We start from the raw sequence: 21,318 nt of genomic DNA on the forward strand, positions 1-21,318 counted from the left end.
GCAAGATTGTGGGTGGTAGCGTCTTGTAATTTTTGCGGGATTGAGGAATGCTAGCGCTATAACAATAATGACTTCCTATTTCTCTCCCGTTGCCCCACCAGGATGGTGGGGATTTTTATCGCTTGGATATAAATCAACAAACGAATAATGACTAAGCGACAGGTGGCTCGTCGGTTGATAACGGTTGTTCGGTACGACGCAATACTTCAGGCATAAACCAACTATCGAGTTTACTGCGTAAGGTATCAACCCCTAAGCCGTTTAGCGACGAGTACACATCGACACTGACATCACCACCGAACGATAATGACTCTTCTCTGATCTTGTTGAGTTGGGCTTTACGTGCACCGCTTTTCAATTTATCCGCTTTAGTCAGCAGTACTTGCACCGGAATGGCACATTCAACCGCCCACAAGACCAATTGTTGGTCGAGATCTTTCATTGGATGGCGGATATCCATTAACACCACCAAGCCTTTTAGGCTAGAGCGCTGTTGCAGATACTCACCCAGTGATTTTTGCCACTTCTTTTTCATTTCTAGCGGTACTTGTGCAAAGCCATAACCCGGTAAATCAACGATATGGCAACCATCGGTGACTTTAAATAGATTAATTAACTGAGTTCTTCCAGGGGTTTTACTGGTTTTCGCCAAGCTTTTTTGGTTGGTTAAGCGATTGAGAGCGCTTGATTTGCCAGCATTTGAACGTCCGGCAAACGCAATTTCGATACCGTCATCGGCGGGAAGATGGCGAATGTCTGGCGCACTGGTAATGAAATGCGTGTTTTGATAGTGAATTTTTACGCTCAATGTTAACTCCATCTCGACTTTGCGTAGTCGATTGATTGCTTTTATAAAAACTTAGTCGAAGAATCGTACTCGGTACAAGACCGATGATTGTACCATGAGTGCTTGGGTAAGCTGGACAATTATCAACAAGCGGATGGGAAGAAAGTCATCCGCTCGCCTTAAATTACCTTTTAGTTTTTTATATTAATAACTTACCTCACCAAGGATATTGTCTTCTTCGCTGGGCGATGAGGAGTCATTGTTGATTTTTAGGTTAAGCCTGGCGCATCGCTTATTCGCGGCGGTCGGGCCTTTTTGTCGTGTGATGAATGGATTGATGATCTTTTTACAATAATTGCTCTGTTTTTGAACAAAGAGGCTCCACACTATCGCCAGTTTCTGGTATGTTGCGCATCCCCCAATCAGGAGGCGACAATGCAGACTTGTCCTTTGTGCCACAGCGTTCAAACCCACGCTTACTTTGCCGATAATCATCGTGCTTATAGGGAGTGTTCGGTTTGTCGATTGGTCTTTGTGCCTCCGGTTGATCGATTGAGCGCTGAACGTGAGAAAAGTTTCTACGATTTGCACGACAATAATCCTAACGATCTGGGCTATCGTCGTTTTTTATCGCGTCTTTCTCAGCCAATGCTTGAGAGACTTGCTCCTCAATCGAAGGGATTGGATTTTGGCTGTGGCCCAGGCCCGACGTTGTCGGTCATGCTTGAAGAAGCTGGACACGACGTCGCATTGTATGACTTCTTTTATTATCGACAGCAAGAAGTCCTACAAAGGGACTATGATTTTATGACTGCCAGTGAAGTGATTGAGCATTTACATGATCCTCACCGTATTTGGCAGCAATGGCTGAATTTAGTTAAGCCAGGAGGCTGGATTGGTATCATGACCAAACTAGTGAAAAACGTGGATGCGTTTGCTGGATGGCACTATAAAAATGATCTTACTCATGTGAGTTTTTTTAGTCGTGATACCTTTCAGTTTCTGGCCGAGCGGGATAAGCTCGAACTTGAATTTATCGGAAATGATGTAATTTTACTGAGGAAACCCCAGTAATGTCTCGTACAAAGAAAGCAAAAACCGGCTTTAACGGTGAACTGATTGTTGCTCGTAAACGTAATCGTAGTGAGGCTGATGTAGAAAGCCGTGAGCGCAAAAAATTGAAAAAACGCAAAGGACTGAAAAGTGGTAGTCGCCATTCCGATGGCGGTGAGCAAAGTCAACGTACTGCTGAGCAAGCTCGCGATCCGCGCTTGGGAAGCAAGAAAAAAATTCCATTGATCGTGGAAACGGGTAAAAAAGCCAGTAAGCAGCAGCGCCGTTTAGATGCTGAACAAGAGTTAGCGATGCTGGAAAATGATCCTCAGTTGAACGTTCTGCTCGATAGAATTGACAGTGGTGAAAATCTGGGTGCGGGTTTACAAAAATACGTCGACGAAAAACTCGATCGCATCGAAGTCTTGATGAAGCAACTTGGGTTGTTCGATGATGCTGCTGATGAAGACGATGAGCCTGAAGATGATTTTTCTATCCCACAAGCGACTCAATCTAAGGTACGTAAAGTTCAATCCGATGATGAGTTGTTGGCGCAATTTGAAAATCTAGATGTGGATGGGTACAAACAGTAGGACAATGGTATGAATACGCTTTTGTTGATGATGGTTGGTGGACTGATCATTCTTGGTTTGGCAAGCTATGCCGTTTACTTGTTATTGCAAGTTAAAAAACAAACTCAGTTACAGCAGCAACATCAAACACTGGCAATAGAAAAACGTAACGCCAATATTTTTGATAGTGTGAATACACTCTGTTTGGCCGGTATTCAAGGTCAGTGTGATTTATCGGAAATCGCCATTCGAGTTTACTGCATTATGGATTATGTGCAGGGTGAACAACGGGTAGATTTTGAGCGTGACTATCCAGCCACCGCAGAGCTGTACCACATTGTTAAAGATATGCCTCGTGGCGACGCTCGACAAGCGATGCCAAAGCAAGAAAGAATGCGCCATAACCTGACGCGTCAGAAAGCAGAAGTGCGTCTTAATGATGCGATTGTTGTTGAGCTAAAAGCCTTACAACAGCGTATTCGGCCGTTGAATCAACAAATTCCTATTCAATTCGTTTAATCTATTCATCCGGTTTTCAGTGAATGCTTTCGATGGTGTACGCTTGTCGCGTTATACCTCGAAAGCCGTTGCGGTGCCAACACGCAGACGATCTCTATTGCCCTTGTTTAACGGGTAATAAGAAGTGATCCGGCTAGCAATTTAGACTATTTTATCGGTAAATCTTCTTTTGCTGCCCGACGCTATGTCTCTGGTGTGGCAAAATAATCAGTCCACGTTCAATAACGGAAGAGTCACTATGTTGTCGCCAGTCGTACCCAGTCAGCAGATTGTTTGGGATCAAACCATTTTAGACAAGTACAACTACTCGGGGCCGCGTTACACTTCCTATCCAACCGCGGTGGAATTTCACGAAGCGTTCACGATTGCCGAATTTGATATGGCTTGTGCGCGTTATCCACAGCGACCGGTATCCCTGTATATCCATATTCCTTTTTGTCACAAGCTTTGCTACTACTGTGGCTGCAACAAAATCATCACTCGCCATTCACATAAAGCGGATGAGTATTTAGATGTGCTGGAACACGAAATTCGTCAACGCGCACCATTGCTGCTTTCGCGTCCAGTGACTCAATTGCATTTTGGTGGTGGTACACCGACGTTTTTAACCAACGCTCAAATGAGTCGTTTAATGACGTTATTACGGGCTGAGTTTAACTTTCAGCCCGATGCGGAGATCAGCATTGAAGTTGATCCACGTGAGATTGAACTCTCGGTACTCGATCATTTGCGGAGTGAAGGTTTTAATCGCATCAGTATCGGAGTGCAGGATTTTGATAAACAAGTTCAGCAGTACGTTAATCGTGAACAAGATGAACAGTTTATTGTTGATTTAGTAGCGCGCGCCAAGCAACTGGGTTTTCGTTCGACCAATCTAGATTTAATTTATGGTTTACCCAAGCAGACGGTCGCCAGTTTCCACGCCACTTTACAACAAGTGATTGAGATACGTCCGGGGCGTTTGTCAGTGTTTAACTATGCGCATATGCCTGAGTTGTTTGCCGCACAGCGTAAAATTAAATCTGACTTTCTGCCCTCGATAGAGGAAAAAATGGCCATCTTGCAAGACACCATTAGCACCTTAACAGGAGCGGGGTATCAGTTTATTGGCATGGACCATTTTGCGTTACCCGATGACGAGTTAGCCGTGGCGCAGCGTAACGGTGTTTTACATCGTAACTTCCAAGGTTACACCACGCAGGGCGATTGTGATTTACTGGGATTTGGTGTTTCTGCCATTTCAATGGTCGGCGATGTGTATGCCCAAAATCAAAAAGATCTGAAACGCTATTATCAGCAAGTGGATGAGATGCGTCACGCGCTATGGAAAGGGGTGTCATTAGACAGTGATGATCTGCTACGCCGTGAAGTCATTAAACAACTTATTTGTAATTTCCAATTGGATAAACAGACAATAGAACAGGATTTTAAGCTGCGTTTTAATGACTATTTCCAGCAAGACCTCGCGTTATTACAAACCTTCATCGATGATCAATTGGTTGAAGTGGACTCGCGTTTTATCCGCGTCACCTTACGTGGCAGATTGCTGATCCGCAATATTTGCATGTGTTTTGACAAGTATTTACGTCAGCGCGCCCGTCAGCAGCAGTTTTCTCGGGTTATCTAATCTCACGTATCATACCTGATATCGTGTTCGCTCACGACGATTGGGAAGAGCATCAGAAGAGTATAAAAAGCGGTCCATCGTACAGAGGGACCGCTTTTTCTATTAAGCGGTGGTCAGTAAGGATAAGGCTTTACGACTGACATCGTGCGCCGCTTGTGGGCGATCTTGCTGCTCTAATGCTTGAGCTAAACAGGCGTAATCTTCAATATTCACTCGAAGTGATAAAGCCTGTTCAAGGTGCTGTTGCGCTTGTGCCCACTGTCTCTGGTGGAGCAGAATTTGGCCTAGCGCGCTGTGGGCTTCGGCATTATTTTTATCGCGACGTAGCTTGTCTTGCAGTAAGGCGATAAGTGGCTGTTTATCTTTTAGCGTTAACTTAGGCAGAAAGCGATATAACTCAGTCGTAGGCTGCTTATTTAGCCACTCTTTGAGTAATTTAAACGCCGCTGGGTCGGCTTGACGCTGTAATAACTGTTCAATCACTTCAACCATTAAACGGGTTTCGTTTTTAAGGGTTTTGGGTAGCGATTGCCAATAGGTCAGTAATCCTTCGCTACCACCTTGAGTTGCCACAACGCTAAGCATTGCTTGTTGAGCTTGTAAGGTCAGCGCATCGGCCTGTGATGGGGTGAGTAATTGAGCTTTAGTCAATTTTGGAATTAAGGCCAGGAGAGGTTGCCATTGCTCTAAGGCGAGATAAGCTTGTTTTAAGCGCTTTAAAACCAAAATATTATCAGGGTAAGCCTGTGCTAAGGGGGTCAGAATATCAACCGCTGCCTGCCATGCTTGGTCGCTCAATAACTGTTTGGCACGAGTCAATTCAACCGCTAGGGTGGCATTCGGTTGTTTAGCGGCTAACGTCAAATAGTCGTCTCGTTTACGCTGATCGCCTTGTTCATGAGCCGCTTCTGCCGCGGCCAAATAACAGAGTAGCGGCATATCATGATGATTCGCCCAGCGAGTGACTTTTTTCTCGGCCTGTTTCCAATCCCCTTCAAGTAGTTTAATCATACCTTCATCGGTGTAACGGCGGGATCGGCGTTGTTTACGAATCGTAAACCAGTTCCATGTGCTGCTGCTGGCACGAAGGATTTTTTTTATCAGATATTCAAGAAAAAATAGTCCCGCCAGTAAAGCGACCATCAAAATGATCAGCGTGGTGACGCTCATTTCGATACTGGTATTAGCGATGGAGATCAAAACATAGCCTTGTTGGCCAGCGTATTGGCTACCCACAAATAAGCCTAGGCCGAGGACAACCAGTAAAAACAGTAAACGAATCATTGCTGTCCCTCCGTCATTATTGGTGCCACAGAGCGACGTAACCGTTCACGAATCACATCAGCGAGTGGCTGTTGAGCGGTGAGCTGAGGCGTATCAAGCTGAATGTGTTGTTCAGCCAGTTGCTCAAGGCTATGAGTAAAGGCTTTGACCTGCTGATCGTATCGATTGAAATAATCGTTTGACCATTCTAGGGCCATATTGAGGGAGAGCGTGTAAATCTCTTGTTGCTCGCTGTAGATCGCTTGGATGGCGGTATCTAATTTAGCTTTAAGGTTCTCACGAAGATAAAGATCTTGCTGTGGTGATAACAGCGGTATCGCTTGTCCATCTCTTACGCGAAAGGTAATAAAGTTATCGGCAAAGGCTTGCAAAGAGGTGCGTAGATTGGTTTTCCAATCAGCAATATCTTCTGAAACGGTTGGTTGGGTAGGCTGAGTTTCCTCTGGCAATAGTGCATTGGCGAGCGGTAGTTGGTCGATACGCTGCTGCAGACTCATCAAGCGCAGCACTAAGCCATCTCTATCGATGAGCGGCATTGCTTGTAACTGAGCGATATCATGACGTAGTGCGCGACGCAGTGAAGTTAAACTTGGATCATTGAGCTCCGCAACACGTAAATCAGCTTCTTGGACTAATTGAGTCGCAGTCTCGATATCACGCTCTAAATACAGTTTGCGTCCCGCGAGTTTGACTAAGTAATCCGCTTCTGCCAATAGCCAGTCATTGGGGCGTCGACCTTGAATTTCAGCAAGTGCGAGATGCAAGCTATCGACGCTCTGTTTTTGCTGATTAAGCAACAGTTCAGCTTGAGTCGCTATATCACGAGTAGCGGTAATCGCTTGTTCTTTCGCTTCGCCAAGCTGAGTATTGATGGTGCTGCGAGCTTGATTGAGTTCTGCTCGTAGCGCGCCTATTTGCGCTTGATGGTCGGCACGCTGCTGCTGCATATGTAAAGTGAGGCCGCCACTAAACAACACCGTTAACACAATCGCAATGCTGGCGAGTTTACTGCCACCGCTTACTGGACTACTGACGGAGGTGGTCGTTGGCGGATTGACGGTTTTCGGCGAATTGGCATGGCTTGTTGAGTCTGCCTTACGCTCGGTTTGTTTGGTTTTTGCTTGGTCACTCTTATCGACCGGATCGCCGGGTTGAGGTGAAGTTTGCTGCGGTTTTTGTGGAGAGGGTTGGTTATTATCTGTCATGGCTAAATCCTGGGTTAAGGCTAAACAGCCGCCACTAAATCGCGGTTTGCCGCACTTCCTGTTATCACTGTATGCTGAAACCCCAATTCTCGTGCTTGTTCAGCGATACGTTGACTGGGGATCAATAAGCGTAATGCCCTCGTCCAAGCTTGAGCTTTGCGAGGCAGTTGTGAACAAAAAAACGCCAGCTGCTCACCGCTGGTAATGATTAAGGTATCGACGTTGGCTGCTTGCCAACGTGCTAACGCCGTTTCACCGTCAAAAGGCAAGGGGCGTCGCTGATACATTTCACGGTAGTCAACGTTGGCTCCTCGTTGGTGCAGTGTTTGGTAAATTAACTCTCGCCCGCCATTACCACGCCAGATGACCACTCGTTTTCCGGCTACCGATTGTAGCGCTGGCAACGCCAAAAGATGTTCACTATCACTGATCTCGGGGTAGTGTACGAGTTGTTGGCTGGCTTTGCTTAAAACCTGTGCGGTTTTTTGACCAATGGCAACATAAATCGCACTGGTTGGCCACGAGAGTCGCTCCGCTTGGAGCGTGTGTTCAACCCAACTAACCGCATGTTGGCTGGCGACAACAATCACCTCATAGCTGTAGAGTTCTGAGCGGAGTAAGGCTAAGTCCATTCCGGCGTCGATACGGATTAATGGATGATGCAATGCGTGATGTCCATGTTGCTGGAGTAATTGGCACAGTGCTTCGCCTTGTGGCTCTGGGCGAGTGACCAAGATCGCCATGGTTTACTCGTGATCAGCGTAGAGTTTATTGAGGATATCACGCGCACCTTGGTCAAGCAGTTGCTGGGCCAATTCAACGCCTAGGCGTTCGGCTTGTTGGCGTGGGCCTCGAATCTCACCACGGATGATCCGTGAGCCATCTGGCTCGCCAACCAAAGCACGTAACCAGATCTGCTCACCGTCTAATTCGGTGTAACTACCGATAGGCACTTGGCAGCCACCTTGTAAGGTCAGGTTCATTGCTCGTTCGCAGATCACGCGATCATAAGTATCGGCATGATTTAAGGGTTCGAGTAAGGTGAGGAGACGTTGGTCATCTAAGCGACACTCAATACCGACAGCACCTTGACCAACCGCAGGGAGCGATTGTTCTGGAGATATAAAGCTGGCGATGCGCTGTTCCAGTTTTAAGCGTTTTAATCCTGCCGCGGCAAGGACAATGGCATCAAACTCCCCAGCATCCAATTTTGCTAGGCGCGTTCCTACATTGCCGCGTAATTCTTTAATGATAATATCAGGGCGCGCTGCTTTAATTTGGCATTGGCGGCGAAGACTGCAAGTACCGACAATGGCACCATGAGGCAGCGCTTCAAGGGAGTGGTAGGTATTAGAGACAAAAGCATCACGGGGATCTTCACGTTCGCAAATCGTGACTAATCCTAATCCGTCTGGAAAATCTACCGGCACATCTTTCATCGAATGGACGGCTAAATCGGCGCGTCCTTCCAGCATCGCGACTTCCAATTCTTTCACAAACAGGCCTTTTCCGCCGACTTTGGCGAGAGGCGTATCCAATAGCACATCACCACGAGTAACCATAGTCACCAGCTCTACCGCTAAGTGTGGATGAGCAGCTTGTAAGGCATCTTTTACAAAATGCGCTTGCCATAAAGCGAGCGGGCTTTGCCGAGTGGCAATACGAATTGGAGGCGTGGAAGTCATGATAATCCCGATAAACAGTCAACAATACTGACATCCTAACATTGTGCGCAGGAAAGTTTTAATACTAGATGGCGATGAAGCTCATTTGTGACTAAATTGATGATTTTTAGTGAAAATAGTGTGATGAGCTTCTCGTTAGCATCCTCCTAAGCCGCTCTTCGCTTGACGAAGTAAGCCAGCAAGTTGAGTGGTGTTTGTGGCGATATCGAGTAAAATAGACAGTAAATGAGCAGTACTGCCGCGTTTGTGTTTTAGAGTCGTCATTTGCTCAATCAATTACGACTTTAGTATGATAGAGAGTGCAGATGACTTTACCCAGCGGATTTAAAGTGTTAAATTGATCACGTTTTGTTTAGTCTGTCGTACAAAACATATCCAAAGCGGGCGTTAATGTTTCAACCAAGGAACCAACCTTGCAGGCTTACACAAAAACCTTAATTCAGCGATTAGATAATCTTAACCGGCAACGCACTGAGCGTGCGCTGGCGCTTATGGATTTACAAGGTCAGCGTGTTTTTCATCTGATCCCCGCTTTGCTGCACTACAACCATCCTTTGATCCCCGGCTATTTTGAACAGCAAGTGCCACACGGTATTGAGTGTTTTAGCCTAGATCCGATTCAGCAACAATTAATCGATGATACGCAATTGGCTTTAGGAGAAACGCTGCCGGTTCCTAGTCAGCTGAGTATTTTAGGTTTATACACGATGGGAAGCACGTCATCGATTGGCCAAAGTACCTCAAGTGATTTAGATATTTGGGTATGTGTGGCGGCCAGTATGAGCTGCGAACAGCGTGAACGCTTAAGCAATAAATGTTTGCTGATCACCGATTGGGCAAAAAGCCAAGGTGTCGAAGCCAATTTCTTTATTATGGATGAACAACGTTTTCGTCATAATCAATCGGATCAAATGACCGGTGAGAACTGCGGTTCTTCTCAACACCTTTTGTTGTTGGATGAGTTCTATCGTTCTGCGGTTCGCTTGGCCGGTAAGCGCTTATTGTGGCAAATCGTACCGCCTGAAATGGAAGAGTGCTACGATGAATACGTCAATGTATTGTGTGCTAATCACTACATTGATTGCAGTGAATGGATTGATTTTGGACGCCTAAACCGAATTCCTGCCGAAGAGTATTTTGGTGCCAATTTATGGCAATTGTATAAAAGTATTGACTCGCCTTATAAATCGGTCTTAAAAGCGACCTTATTAGAAGCTTACTCTTGGGAATATCCCCATACTCAATTACTCAGCATTGATACTAAACGACGCTTTTTTGCCCATGAGCCCGATCTCTATGGGATGGACGCGTACTATTTGATGCTGAAAAAAGTCACTCGCTACTTAGAGCGAATTGGTGACTATTCACGACTCGATTTAGTTCGCCGCTGTTTTTATCTTAAAACCCATGAGAAATTATCGCGAGATCCAAGCGCGGGGTCAGTTGCGTGGCGGCGTGAAGCCTTAACTGAAATGGTTCAAGATTGGCAGTGGGATGCAGCAACAATTGAGCAGCTAGATAACCGCCGTCATTGGAAAGTAGAGCAAGTAAAAACTGTTCATCATGCTTTATTGGATGCGTTAATGCTCAGTTATCGTAACTTGATTCAATTTGCGCGTCGGCATGACATCACTTCGGCGATCAGCCCTCAAGACATTTCTATTCTCGCGCGTAAATTGTATGCCGCGTTTGAAGTGCTGCCCGGCAAAGTGACGCTGCTTAATCCACAAATCTCCCCAGATTTACATGAACCGGATCTGACTTTTATTGAAGTTCGTCCGGGGCGAAGCAACCCTCCAGGGTGGTATTTGTATAAGCAGCCGCCACGGGCAGAGCGCATGATCGGTCAGCGCTGTTTAGATCATCACGAATATTTAAGTAAACTTGTCGCATGGGCCTTCTTTAATGGCTTAATCACCGAATCGACGCATTTACATTCTATTGTGCGTGATGCGCATCTCGACCTCGATAAGTTTTATCAAATGGTCAGTGATCTAAGAAATACTTTCTCGTTACATAAACGTCGCCCGACGATGGCGGCGCTCGCTAGCCCTTGCGAAATCAGCCAATTGGCGATGTTCATTAATTTTGAAAACGATCCAACCACCCAACTCACGGGTAAATCGCTTAAGGTTGACGTGAAGCGTTTGGACATTTTTAGTTTTTCTGAGCAGCAGCAATGCTTAGTCGGCAGTGTTGATTTGGTGTATCGCAATTCTTGGCAAGAAGTGCGTACCCTGCACTTTAAAGGCGAAACTGCGATATTGGACGCGCTGAAAACGGTATTAGGTAAGATGCACCAAGATGCGATTCCTCCTGAGTCGGTGGATGTCTTTTGCTACAGCAAACATTTGCGTGGCGTGATGCGTAATTTGATTTATCAATTGCTTGCAGAGTGTATTGATTTGCGTTTGAAGCCTGTTGAGCAAGAGAAGCGGCGTCGGTTTAAAGCGATGCGGATTGGCAAACAGATGTATGGCCTGTTTTTTGAGCGACGAGGGGTCTCGGTACAACGCTTAGAAAATTCCGTCGATTTTTATCGCAGCATTTCGAGTAATAAACTTAAAGGCTCCCCATTACTGATGTTGGATCGCGAGCAAGATTATCAACTGCCGGATGTGGTTGATGGCTTTGCCAGTGAAGGTTTAGTGCAGTTCTTTTTTGAGGATACTGAGCAGGGCTTTAACATTTACGTGCTCGACGAAGCGAATCGGATCGAGGTGTATCATCAGTGTAGCGGTGAAAAAGATGAGATGATCACCAGTGTTAACAGCTTCTATACGTCAGTAAAAGATGATAATCAGATTGCTGCTAAATTAATTAACTTTAATCTGCCCCAGTATTACCAAATTATTCATCCTGAGGAAGGAGAGAGCTATGTGGTACCTTATCGTAATGACTCCTCCGTTTATTCTCGTCCTTCAAAAGTGATCAATGCCTAAGGTCAACAGACCCTAGTCGCGTAATGCCTGATTTAGGCTGTTTCCTCTCTGCCATTTTACATCGTTTGAGTTTATCGCAGCCTGTGATTGATTCTCGACGGCTATCGAACCACCTCATTTTGGTGAGGTATGATGCTTTGATATGCCACCAGCCAGCCGACAGCTTGGCTGCGTTGCGCGAAATATTCGATGATGATTCCCCCCTTATTTGTCTGATGTATTCGAATTAACTGCCAACCCGTGGATAAAATTCAGCGTCGTTCATCCTGTCTATGCTATTGCTTTTCCTGATTGTGGTGCGATTATAGAGAGCATTGAGTCAATAATTACGATATGCACAATGAAAAAAACCATAACAGCCCTATTTTTGTTATCTGCTCTTGCGTTAGCAGGGTGTGGACAAACGGGTCCGCTATATCCGCCTGATCGTGCTCAACCGAGTGAACAGAATCAGTAAATTCAAGACATTAGATTAAGGGACATTATTTTGGATTACTTTAATTATCAGGAAGATGGTCAGCTTTGGGCAGAAAACGTCTCTCTCGCGCAGTTAGCTGAGCAATTCGGCACCCCGTTATACGTTTATTCAAGAGCCACGCTTGAGCGCCATTGGCATGCCTTTGATCAATCCGTTGGCGCACACCCACATTTAGTCTGCTATGCGGTGAAAGCCAATTCCAATTTAGGCGTGTTAAATACGTTAGCTCGTTTGGGATCAGGGTTTGACATTGTCTCTGGTGGCGAATTAGAGCGTGTACTGGCTGCGGGAGGTAACCCAAGTAAAGTGGTTTTTTCTGGAGTAGGAAAAACGGCGGCTGAGATGAAACGTGCACTGACATTGCAGATTAAGTGCTTTAATGTTGAGTCGGAACCTGAGCTACTGTTATTAAATCAAGTGGCGGGTGAGCTTGGCGTGACAGCGCCGGTCTCGTTGCGGATCAATCCAGATGTCGATGCGCATACTCATCCCTATATTTCGACAGGCCTGCGCGATAATAAATTTGGCATTGCCTTTGAACGTGCGCCAGAAGTGTATCGTCTGGCCCACAGTCTGGAGCACATCAATGTGCGCGGTATTGATTGCCATATCGGATCTCAGTTGACGGCGCTCGAGCCATTCATTGATGCTACCGATCGTCTACTGGCGTTGATTGACCAATTGCACGCCGAAGGGATCGCCATCGCGCATCTGGATGTCGGTGGTGGTCTGGGTGTGGTCTATCGTGATGAGCGTCCACCTCAGCCGGGAGATTACGCGAAAGCCCTGTTGGCTCGCTTGCACAATCATCCACATTTAGAGCTGATTTTTGAACCTGGTCGTGCCATTGCTGCCAATGCTGGGGTGTTATTAACGCGAGTTGAGTTCTTAAAACACACTGAGCATAAAAACTTTGCGATTATTGATGCGGCAATGAACGATTTGATGCGTCCAGCGTTGTATCAAGCTTGGCAGGATATTGTGCCGGTCGCGCCGCGTGCCGGTGAAGCCGTGACTTATGACTTGGTTGGCCCGGTATGTGAAACGGGCGACTTCTTAGGTAAAGATCGCGCGTTGGTGCTAGAGCAAGGCGATTTGTTGGCAGTTCGTTCTGCGGGCGCGTATGGTTTTGTGATGTCATCCAACTACAATACTCGGACCCGAGCGGCAGAAGTGATGGTGGATGGCGATAAGATTCATCTTGTTCGTCAACGTGAAGCGCTAGCGAGTCTTTGGGCGTTAGAAACTATTTTGCCGGAGTAAAGTGACCATTTATGCATTTCCATTTTTCTAAAATGCACGGTTTGGGCAATGATTTTATGGTCGTTGATTGTATTACCCAAAACGTGTTCTTTTCTCCGGAGCTGATTCGCCGTTTAGCCAATCGTCATACTGGGGTCGGTTTTGATCAGCTCTTGGTGGTTGAAGCGCCGTATGATCCAGAAACCGATTTTCACTATCGGATTTTTAATGCTGATGGCAGTGAAGTGGAGCAGTGTGGCAATGGCGCACGCTGCTTTGCGCGCTTTGTGCGCATGAAAGGCTTAACCAATAAGTACAGCCTGAGTGTCAGCACCAAAAAAGGCAAAATCATTCTGAGCATTGAAGAGGACGATCAGGTGTGCGTGAACATGGGCATTCCTGAATTCGAACCGAGTAAAATTCCGTTTCGCGCTAAGCAAGCGGAAAAAACGTACATTATGCGCGTCGATGAACAGACGCTATTTTGTGGCGCCGTCAGTATGGGTAATCCTCATGTGGTGACCGTGGTAGAGGATATCGCTAGCGCTGAAGTTGAACGAATCGGTCCTTTATTGGAGTCGCATGAACGTTTCCCTGAGCGTGTTAATGCTGGCTTTATGCAGGTTGTCAATCGTCAGCAAATTAATCTGCGGGTTTACGAACGTGGTGCTGGTGAAACTCAGGCGTGCGGTAGTGGTGCTTGTGCCGCCGTTGCGGTCGGCATCTTACAAGATTTGTTGGATGATACCGTTACGGTTAATTTGCCCGGTGGTCGTTTGGAGATCAGTTGGCAAGGCCCAGGACAGCCTTTGTATATGACAGGACCGGCAACTCACGTGTTTGATGGTCAACTCTCTTGCTAAAGTAAGGATGTGTTTTGTTACAACCACAGGTAGAGGCTCTGACCGCAGAGGTCGTGGCCGAATATTTAACCGATCATCCCGATTTTTTCCAGCACCGGTCTCAATTGGTGGAACGCTTGTCCCTGCCACATCCACAGGCAGGGGCCGTTTCTCTGGTTCATGTTCAAATGGCCCGTCAACGGCAGCGGATTGAGGAACTAGAAGAAGAGATCACCGCTTTAATGTCTCTTGCCGCCAATAATGATCGCACTTTCCATGAATTTATGGATTTACAAGAACAGTTATTAAAGTGTTCGAGTTTACCTGCCGTATGTCGAGCGATTGAAGCGACCGCGCAGCGACTTGGGCTAATGGCCTATCTGCGCTTAGTTGATACAACGCTGGCGGAATACCGCATCAACCAAGAGTCGTTGCAGCGTTTCTCAACCAATCATTTTAATGGCAAACAAGCCTATTTAGGTCGATTACGGCAAGCCGATCGCGGGTTATTATTTGGCGATCAGTGTGCGGCACCCGAAATGGGCTCTTATGTCGTATTGCCTCTTGGTCAGAATGCCGCACAAGGGATTCTGGCCTTTTCCAGCCCCGATGGTGGCCATTTTCAACCTTGCATGGATACGCTTTTTTTACGTCATTTGGCGCTGTTGCTGAGCCACTTGATCACCGTGTTACCTTGGCAATGTGATCGCCATGAGTGAAGAAACGTCGGTATTACCGAGCGGATTAGCTCAGCCGCTATTGCGCTTTTATGAGTATTTGCGCAGTGAGAAAGGTTTGAGTTTACATACTCAGCGTAATTATCAGCAGCAGCTACAGGCTATGGCTGGTCATCTTCATCATCTCGGTGTGAGTGAATGGCAACACGTCGATGCGGCTTGGGTTCGTCAGCTAGCCAGTAAAGGGATGCGCGATGGGATGAAAGCCAGCAGCTTAGCGACGCGTTTATCTTCTTTACGTAGCTTCTTTGATTTTTTAATTTTACGGGGTGAGTTGAGCGCCAATCCTGCCAAAGGAGTTTCTGCGCCACGCAAACAGCGGCCACTGCCGAAAAACCTGGATGTTGATGAGATGGCCCAGTTGCTTGAGGTGACCGATAATGACCCCTTGTCGATTCGTGATCGAGCGATGATGGAGTTAATGTATGGCGCTGGTTTGCGTTTGGCAGAGCTGGTGGCGATTAATCTTAAAGATCTCAGCTTTAGCCGCGGCGAGATTCGAGTGATTGGTAAAGGCGATAAAGAACGGAAAGTACCGTTTTCAGGGCAAGCCAAAGAGTGGGTGGGTAAATGGTTGAAGGTGCGTGATTCGCTATTGAAAGGCGAGGAAGTGGCGTTATTTATTTCTAAGCTCGGTGGTCGAATCTCGCATCGCAGCGTACAAAAACGCATGGCAGAGTGGGGGCACAAGCAGTCGGTGGCCAGTCATATCAGTCCTCATAAACTGCGTCATTCGTTTGCCACTCATGTGTTGGAATCGAGTAATAATTTGCGTGCCGTACAAGAATTACTAGGCCATGAGAACATTTCAACTACGCAAATTTATACTCACCTTGATTTTCAACATCTTGCTGAGGTGTATGACCAAGCTCATCCACGAGCCAAAAAGAAAACCAAGGAGTAGTTGATGCTGTTTTACCGTCAGTTAGGACCGATTCGAGCGATGAGCTTTGATTTGGATGACACCTTGTACGATAACCATCCAGTGATTGAGCGTTTAGAACAGCAGGTGACGCAATGGTTGCATCAGCAGCATCCATTGACCGCTAGCCAACCTAACGCATGGTGGGTAAGCCTCAAGCGGCAGATTGCAGTGCAAGATCCTTGGTTGCGCCACGATGTTACCCAGTGGCGTTTTGAGCAGGTAAGACAAGGATTGTTGCAGTTAGGCTACTCTGCATCTTTGGCGCAACAAGTCGCAGAAGAAACGATTCATGAAGTCTTACGCTTACGTAATTTGGTTGATGTACCACCAATGACACATCAGGTATTGAGTTCTCTAGCGGAAAAGCTGCCGTTGATTGCGATCACCAATGGTAATGTTGATGTTGAGCAAATTGGGTTAAGTGGCTACTTTCAGAGTGTACTGAAGGCCGGTCCCGATGGGCGAGCTAAACCTTATGCGGATCTTTTTGATAAAGCGAGTCAGAGGTTAGCGCTTCCGGCCGGAATGATTTTGCATGTTGGCGATCACTTGGTCACCGACGTGCAAGGGGCGAAGCAAAATGGTTTCCAATCGTGCTGGTATAACGATCAAGGTCTCACTTTGCGTGAAAACTCTCGTGCAACGGTTTTACCTGATGTTGAAATTCATCGACTAGAGCAACTTAATCAATTGATTTCTTGAATAAACATTGTGATCTATATGGTTAATCATTAACGTAGTTGCACAAATGATACAAGTTGTATTCGCAGTCTGAGTTAGTGAGAGTATGTTCACAACATCGTTATTTTTTCCGGCACAATCTGAGGTTCCTGAATTACCGATACATCACGCCTTGGCCAAGGCGGGTCAATTATTGATCCAATTAATGTCCAGTGAATCGATAGAGAAAGTTCAAGCATGGGTTGATAGATTATTGACCCTATATCCTGAGGCCAAGGTGATTGGTTTGAGCGCTGAACCGATGATTCATGATGGTCAGTTGTACCACGACGGTACGTTATTGATCTTCAGTCACTTTGCTAAGACTCAACTTACCTGCTCCGCGCAAGCGCTTTCCCACTCTGGAAGAAAAGACACCCAAGCGTTAGTTGATGGCTTGATGTTACAGCCCGACTCTCAGCTAATGGTGTGTTTTGTCAGTCAAACTCACATTGATGATAAGGCGCGTTTTCATGCCTTGAATACCTTTGCTCCGGGGATTATCGTCGCAGGGGGGTTAGCCACCGAAACGAAACAAGGGCAATGGGTTTTGCTCGGGCGACAGTTATATCATCAAGCGATGGTGAGTGTCGCCTTGCATAGCGAGAGCTTACACGTTCAAACTGGGGCTTATACGGAGTGGAATCCGGTTGGGCGAATCTTTCGGGTCACGGCTGCCAATGGCTGTACGGTACAACGTATCGATGATATACCGATTCGTCAATTGTATGATCGTTACTTGGGCAATGGTCAATCGGTACCGCTGGAGAGATTGAGCCATTTCCCGCTAATGAAAGGTGAGGCCACTTTACAAGACGTATACATGCCGCTTGCCGAACAAGATGGGAGCTTACTTTTTAATGCACCATTAGCGGTAGGAGATGAGGTGCGGTTTTGTTTCGATCATCCATCGATAACCTTGGAACAAATCTCGATCGGTGCTGAGCGACTACGTGAATTCCAAGCCGAGCAAATCGTGATTTACAGTTGTACTTCACGTTTGGACTTTATTGCTGGTAACCAAGAACTGCTGCCTTTACAAAACCAAGCGGCCACTCATGGTGGCTATTTAGCGGGTGAGTGGTGGCATGACGGACAATCACAACGCATGCTTCATCACAGTATGACCTATCTCGCTCTGCGTGAAGGCACGCCAGCTCAGACTACGTTAAGCCCTGCCTATGTCACCAAACACGATGAAATTGCCCCGTTATTCAGTCTGATTCGTAATGCGTTAGATGATCTGGACGAGATGAATCGTGATTTGACCCAGAAGATTCAAGATCAAGCTTCCTTGCTTACCGCGAGCTATCGAGTCGATCGACGTACTGGTTTACCTAATCGAGTGGTGCTGCGTGAACGGCTATTACAGATGGTGAATGGTGAACATTTACTCGCGCTAAAATTGACCAACTTCCATCAGATTAATGAAAAATACGGTTATCAAGTTGGTGATCAGTTATTGGTTGATTTAACCGGCCATTTCCAAGATTACCTGACTCAACATCTGCCAGGCCTGAGTTCACTGTATGCGATTGGTGTTGGCGAGTGGGCGACGGTGTTTAGCGCTGATCGCGATGAAGAAGAGATTCATCGTCTGTTTTCGCAATTTGTTGAGCAGCTTGAGCATGTCAATTTTGAACCTTATGGTTTACCGGAAGTGGATTATGTTTCTGTTTCGTTGTGCGCGGGATTAGTCAGCCGTAAAGAATTTCCGGCTGAAGATGCGGACGATTTATTGCTACGCGCGATTGAAGCACGTCGACATGCCTTTCAGCGTAATCGGCATTTTTGCAGTGCGACGCGATTACGTGCTCAAGATGAATTACGTCAAAAACGATTAGGCTGGTTATCCTGTGTGAGCCGGGCGGTTTTGGATAATAATGTGTTGGTGTACGGCCAGCCGATCGTACATGCTCATTCTCATCAACTGGCTTCTTATGAGTGTTTGGTGCGCATTGAAGACGACGGGGAGATTATTCTACCGGGACGATTTTTGCCGATCATCGAAGGCAGTCATCTTTACACGCGCTTAAGTCGGCAAATGATAAAAAGCACCTTTGATATCATGCGTGATCGCCATGAAGCGTTTTCAATTAACCTTTCTCCGCAAGATTTAATGAGTGAACGCACGCTACTGCGTCTTGAGGCCGCGGTGAAATCGCTGACTGATCCATCGCGAGTGGGGTTAGAAGTGCTCGAAAATGAACAGATTAAAGATTATGGCCAGATGATTGAAGTATGTGAGCACTTTAAGCGTTTAGGCGTGCGAATTATTGTTGACGATTTTGGCAGTGGTTACTCGAATATTGACGAGATTATTAAATTAGAGCCGCAAGTCATTAAGCTAGATGGCAGCTTAATTTGTAATATCGATCAAGATATTAAGCAGCGTAAAATTGCTCAGCAATTGATCAAACTTTGCCAAGTTTTGAATGCCAAAACGGTGGCTGAATTTGTCCATAACCAAACCGTCTGTCAGATAAGCGAAGACATGGGCGTTGATTACCTGCAAGGTTTTTACTTAGGTCAGCCTGTGCGCTTACGTCAGCGAGTGCTCGCGTAATCGATGGCCACTTTTGTCGGCCTGTAGGGTTTTCATAAATGTGTCGAGAAAATCGGTCAATGCCTGCGCTTGCTGAGGTTGGTGGATGTGCTTGAGCAATTCACTGGCTACCTCTAAGGTGCATAAATGTCCCGTTTGCTGGTTACGCCTTAGCTGGTAGTGAGAGGTTTGCATGGTCGTTAAATGGGCATGTGGTAGGTTTAACCATGCGCTTTTGCGCAGCATTTTTTTCGCTTCCTGCCAAGTGCCATCTAAGACAATAAAGTGAGGGATTTGCCCGTTATCTTGTGCATGTTGCAGATGCTGCTCGACAGGTTCACTGTGCTCACTGGGATAAATTAACAGCGAGTAATAGCCTGGATCATTGAGGCGTTCGAGCAAGGCAGGGGGCGGCGTGCGTCGCTGCCAGAGATAGTCTGCGCAATCGGGCAAGGCTTTAACCAGCCAGCGACCCGTATTGGTCTCACGTTGATATTCATTTTCATGCATCAGTAACGAGAGGGCTAATGGACCGGTGAGCGATGGAACCGCAGAGCAAAGACATTGCCATTTGAGACCACATTCTAAGCAAGCCATTATAATTTCACTCCACTTTTGGGTGCTAATCCATCGGCAAACAGCGTGACACCGCTGATCTGTGTTGTTTGTGCCGGTTGAGCGCCGCGAGTGGTGACCGGATAGCTGATGCCATTATAGGCTAATTGATAATGCTGGGTTTGCTGATCACGTCTGAGAGGTAACATCAGATCTTGCCAGCCATGATGAGCGAGCTTACCGAGTTGAAAAGGCGTGGCGACCTGATTGATACGGCTGTTAAAACGCCACTCACCGGCTTTTTGCTCGAAAATCAGTAAGGTGCATTGGTCTTGCTGACACCAGTCCAGTTGAACGAGCAACTCTGGTGTTTGGTTGCCATTTAAGTCGTACTTCAACCAGCGATAATGGACATGACTTGGGGCGGTCTTGTGCAGAGCAAAATAGCGTTTGATCGCTTGGTCGACTTGCTCATCATAATCACCGCGAGAGGGGATAGACTGCGGACGGTCATTTAAGGTTGGTCGATGGAAGGTCGCTTGCTCGTCAGTGACGCTTTTGGCTTGAAAGAGCGTCAGGCCCCCTTCACTAATCGGATAGACTTGGTGGCCAATTTTTTCTTTATCAGCATGCAACTGGAAGCCATCACGGGTGTAAATCCGTTCTGATAATAAGTATTGCTGTTGATGGTGGGTCATGACTACTTGCACTTGCTTAGGATTAAGCTGTTGCCAATAACCTTTTTCAACCAGTTCCCGTTCGCCACTCAAATAACGATAACGTGTGATGGCACTGTGATCAGCGTTCAGCTCTAGCGTGACGCCAAAGCCGCGTTGATCACTGGCACTTGCAAAGTAGGTACCCGCCCAAGTTTGCGTGGTATCGACGTTGCTCAATGTTGCACAGCCTTGATAAGTGGTTGCGGATAAAGTTAAGGTTGATCGCCAACTGTAAAGCGTGTCACTCATGTTATCGGAGCAAACGGCACGCACTAAACTGAGCTGGCCTTCTGGAAACTGATAATGACGTTGCTGAGTCGACAGTTGGCTATTCTCAATCATAAAATGCTGTTTATCGCCGCCTAAAGGCTGAAATTCTAGCCCTTGAGGCGTGAATTGAATGGACCAAAACGGTTCCGTACCAAAAGCGCGGGTCGGACGTGAGGGATGCTGGCAGCGCTGAGGGTTTTCTGCGCTCAGTTGGTTGATCTGCTGGACGACAAAGCGTGCGGTATAATCACCATTAAATCCCGTTTGACTCGGTGGCATCAGATAACCGATGACCTCACCATAGAGAGCTTGATAAGGTTGATGAGCCACTGCTCTCGCTTGTTGTTTGAGTTCCGGTGATAAGTCTAACCAATACTGGTTATTGCTATCACAAGGGGTTAATGAGCTGACATCTGGGCCGAGAACGACTTCGCCACGCAGGATAAAGGTTTGCATTTTTACACTGGCAGGGTTATCGAGAGTCGCAGGGATCGGCTCTGAGCTTGGCGCCACCGCTGATTGCTCAGGTGGCGGTGATGAACACGCTTGGATAGCAAGCAGCGCAAAAAGGGCGGCTAGTGTGGTTAGCTGCTTCATGTTCTCTCTTCCTC

Annotated in this window: 20 protein-coding genes; 12 read left to right on the forward strand and 8 right to left on the reverse strand. The window is 46.7% G+C overall.

Translation table 11 applies throughout. From position 1 onward, the window contains the following. Window positions 1-151: 151 nt before the first annotated feature. Entirely contained in the window at window positions 152-808 is a 657-nt protein-coding gene (yihA, locus tag FKN88_RS15150; RefSeq protein WP_004393907.1) for a ribosome biogenesis GTP-binding protein YihA/YsxC, read from the reverse strand. Window positions 809-1,222: 414 nt separating this feature from the next. Between yihA and FKN88_RS15155 the strand changes: the two genes are divergently transcribed. From FKN88_RS15155 to hemN, 4 genes are all read left to right on the forward strand, one after another. Next, entirely contained in the window at window positions 1,223-1,861 is a 639-nt protein-coding gene (locus FKN88_RS15155; protein WP_154169780.1) for a class I SAM-dependent methyltransferase, read from the forward strand. Further along, complete coding sequence (gene yihI, locus FKN88_RS15160; RefSeq protein ID WP_154169782.1) at window positions 1,861-2,433, forward strand: Der GTPase-activating protein YihI; 573 nt, start codon at window positions 1,861-1,863, stop codon at window positions 2,431-2,433. Before FKN88_RS15155 ends, yihI begins: the two co-directional genes overlap by 1 nt. A 9-nt stretch (window positions 2,434-2,442) precedes the next feature. Next, a complete protein-coding gene (locus tag FKN88_RS15165; protein WP_154169784.1) occupies window positions 2,443-2,931 on the forward strand; it encodes a DUF2489 domain-containing protein in 489 nt (162 codons plus the stop codon). Between the two features lie 238 nt (window positions 2,932-3,169). Then, window positions 3,170-4,558: an oxygen-independent coproporphyrinogen III oxidase gene (hemN, locus tag FKN88_RS15170; protein WP_154169802.1), complete on the forward strand. Its 1,389-nt coding sequence runs from the start codon at window positions 3,170-3,172 to the stop codon at window positions 4,556-4,558. Window positions 4,559-4,660: 102 nt separating this feature from the next. Here the strand turns inward: hemN and FKN88_RS15175 are convergent, their stop codons facing one another. The 5 genes from FKN88_RS15175 to FKN88_RS15195 form a co-directional block, all read right to left on the reverse strand. Further along, window positions 4,661-5,842: a heme biosynthesis protein HemY gene (locus FKN88_RS15175; protein WP_154169804.1), complete on the reverse strand. Its 1,182-nt coding sequence runs from the start codon at window positions 5,840-5,842 to the stop codon at window positions 4,661-4,663. Beyond that, the gene (locus tag FKN88_RS15180) at window positions 5,839-7,047 is read right to left on the reverse strand and encodes a uroporphyrinogen-III C-methyltransferase (RefSeq protein WP_154169806.1); all 1,209 of its coding nucleotides are present in this window, start codon (window positions 7,045-7,047) and stop codon (window positions 5,839-5,841) included. Before FKN88_RS15180 ends, FKN88_RS15175 begins: the two co-directional genes overlap by 4 nt. 20 nt (window positions 7,048-7,067) lie before the next feature. Continuing rightward, on the reverse strand, window positions 7,068-7,790 hold the full coding sequence (locus FKN88_RS15185) for a uroporphyrinogen-III synthase (RefSeq protein ID WP_154169808.1): 723 nt from the start codon (window positions 7,788-7,790) through the stop codon (window positions 7,068-7,070). Between the two features lie 3 nt (window positions 7,791-7,793). Continuing rightward, window positions 7,794-8,732 (reverse strand): hydroxymethylbilane synthase, encoded by a 939-nt coding sequence (gene hemC / locus FKN88_RS15190; RefSeq protein ID WP_004393916.1) that lies wholly within the window; start codon window positions 8,730-8,732, stop codon window positions 7,794-7,796. A gap of 135 nt (window positions 8,733-8,867) precedes the next feature. After that, a complete protein-coding gene (locus FKN88_RS15195; RefSeq protein ID WP_306687634.1) occupies window positions 8,868-8,996 on the reverse strand; it encodes a hypothetical protein in 129 nt (42 codons plus the stop codon). A 149-nt stretch (window positions 8,997-9,145) separates the two neighbouring features. On the opposite strand from FKN88_RS15195, the gene FKN88_RS15200 reads away from it, so the two are divergent. From FKN88_RS15200 to FKN88_RS15235, 8 genes are all read left to right on the forward strand, one after another. Continuing rightward, on the forward strand, window positions 9,146-11,674 hold the full coding sequence (locus FKN88_RS15200; protein WP_004393918.1) for a class I adenylate cyclase: 2,529 nt from the start codon (window positions 9,146-9,148) through the stop codon (window positions 11,672-11,674). A gap of 244 nt (window positions 11,675-11,918) precedes the next feature. Beyond that, window positions 11,919-12,131, forward strand: coding sequence for a lipoprotein (locus FKN88_RS15205; RefSeq protein WP_083797725.1), 213 nt, complete (start codon window positions 11,919-11,921; stop codon window positions 12,129-12,131). 30 nt (window positions 12,132-12,161) lie between these two features. Then, entirely contained in the window at window positions 12,162-13,415 is a 1,254-nt protein-coding gene (lysA, locus tag FKN88_RS15210) for a diaminopimelate decarboxylase (RefSeq protein WP_154169810.1), read from the forward strand. An 11-nt stretch (window positions 13,416-13,426) separates the two neighbouring features. Continuing rightward, a complete protein-coding gene (gene dapF, locus FKN88_RS15215) occupies window positions 13,427-14,257 on the forward strand; it encodes a diaminopimelate epimerase (protein ID WP_154169812.1) in 831 nt (276 codons plus the stop codon). 14 nt (window positions 14,258-14,271) lie between these two features. After that, window positions 14,272-14,955 carry a DUF484 family protein gene (locus FKN88_RS15220; protein ID WP_004393921.1) on the forward strand — a complete coding sequence of 228 codons (684 nt, stop codon included), beginning with the start codon at window positions 14,272-14,274 and terminating at the stop codon, window positions 14,953-14,955. After that, window positions 14,948-15,877, forward strand: coding sequence for a tyrosine recombinase XerC (gene xerC, locus FKN88_RS15225; protein WP_004393922.1), 930 nt, complete (start codon window positions 14,948-14,950; stop codon window positions 15,875-15,877). Before FKN88_RS15220 ends, xerC begins: the two co-directional genes overlap by 8 nt. Before the next feature lie 3 nt (window positions 15,878-15,880). After that, window positions 15,881-16,600 (forward strand): 5-amino-6-(5-phospho-D-ribitylamino)uracil phosphatase YigB, encoded by a 720-nt coding sequence (yigB, locus tag FKN88_RS15230; RefSeq protein WP_154169816.1) that lies wholly within the window; start codon window positions 15,881-15,883, stop codon window positions 16,598-16,600. Window positions 16,601-16,685: 85 nt separating this feature from the next. Continuing rightward, window positions 16,686-19,184: an EAL domain-containing protein gene (locus FKN88_RS15235; RefSeq protein ID WP_154169818.1), complete on the forward strand. Its 2,499-nt coding sequence runs from the start codon at window positions 16,686-16,688 to the stop codon at window positions 19,182-19,184. Here the strand turns inward: FKN88_RS15235 and FKN88_RS15240 are convergent. Then, window positions 19,161-19,766: a tRNA-uridine aminocarboxypropyltransferase gene (locus FKN88_RS15240; RefSeq protein ID WP_306687641.1), complete on the reverse strand. Its 606-nt coding sequence runs from the start codon at window positions 19,764-19,766 to the stop codon at window positions 19,161-19,163. The two genes, FKN88_RS15235 and FKN88_RS15240, sit on opposite strands and share 24 nt — an antisense overlap. After that, window positions 19,760-21,304, reverse strand: a complete 1,545-nt coding sequence (locus FKN88_RS15245; protein ID WP_154169822.1) for a COG3650 family protein — start codon at window positions 21,302-21,304, stop codon at window positions 19,760-19,762. The genes FKN88_RS15240 and FKN88_RS15245 overlap by 7 nt, the downstream gene beginning before the upstream one ends. Between the last annotated feature and the right edge of the window lie 14 nt (window positions 21,305-21,318).

The sequence above is a fragment of the Vibrio sp. 2017_1457_13 genome, from assembly GCF_030851525.1.
GTDB classification, from domain to species: Bacteria; Pseudomonadota; Gammaproteobacteria; order Enterobacterales; family Vibrionaceae; genus Vibrio; species Vibrio metschnikovii.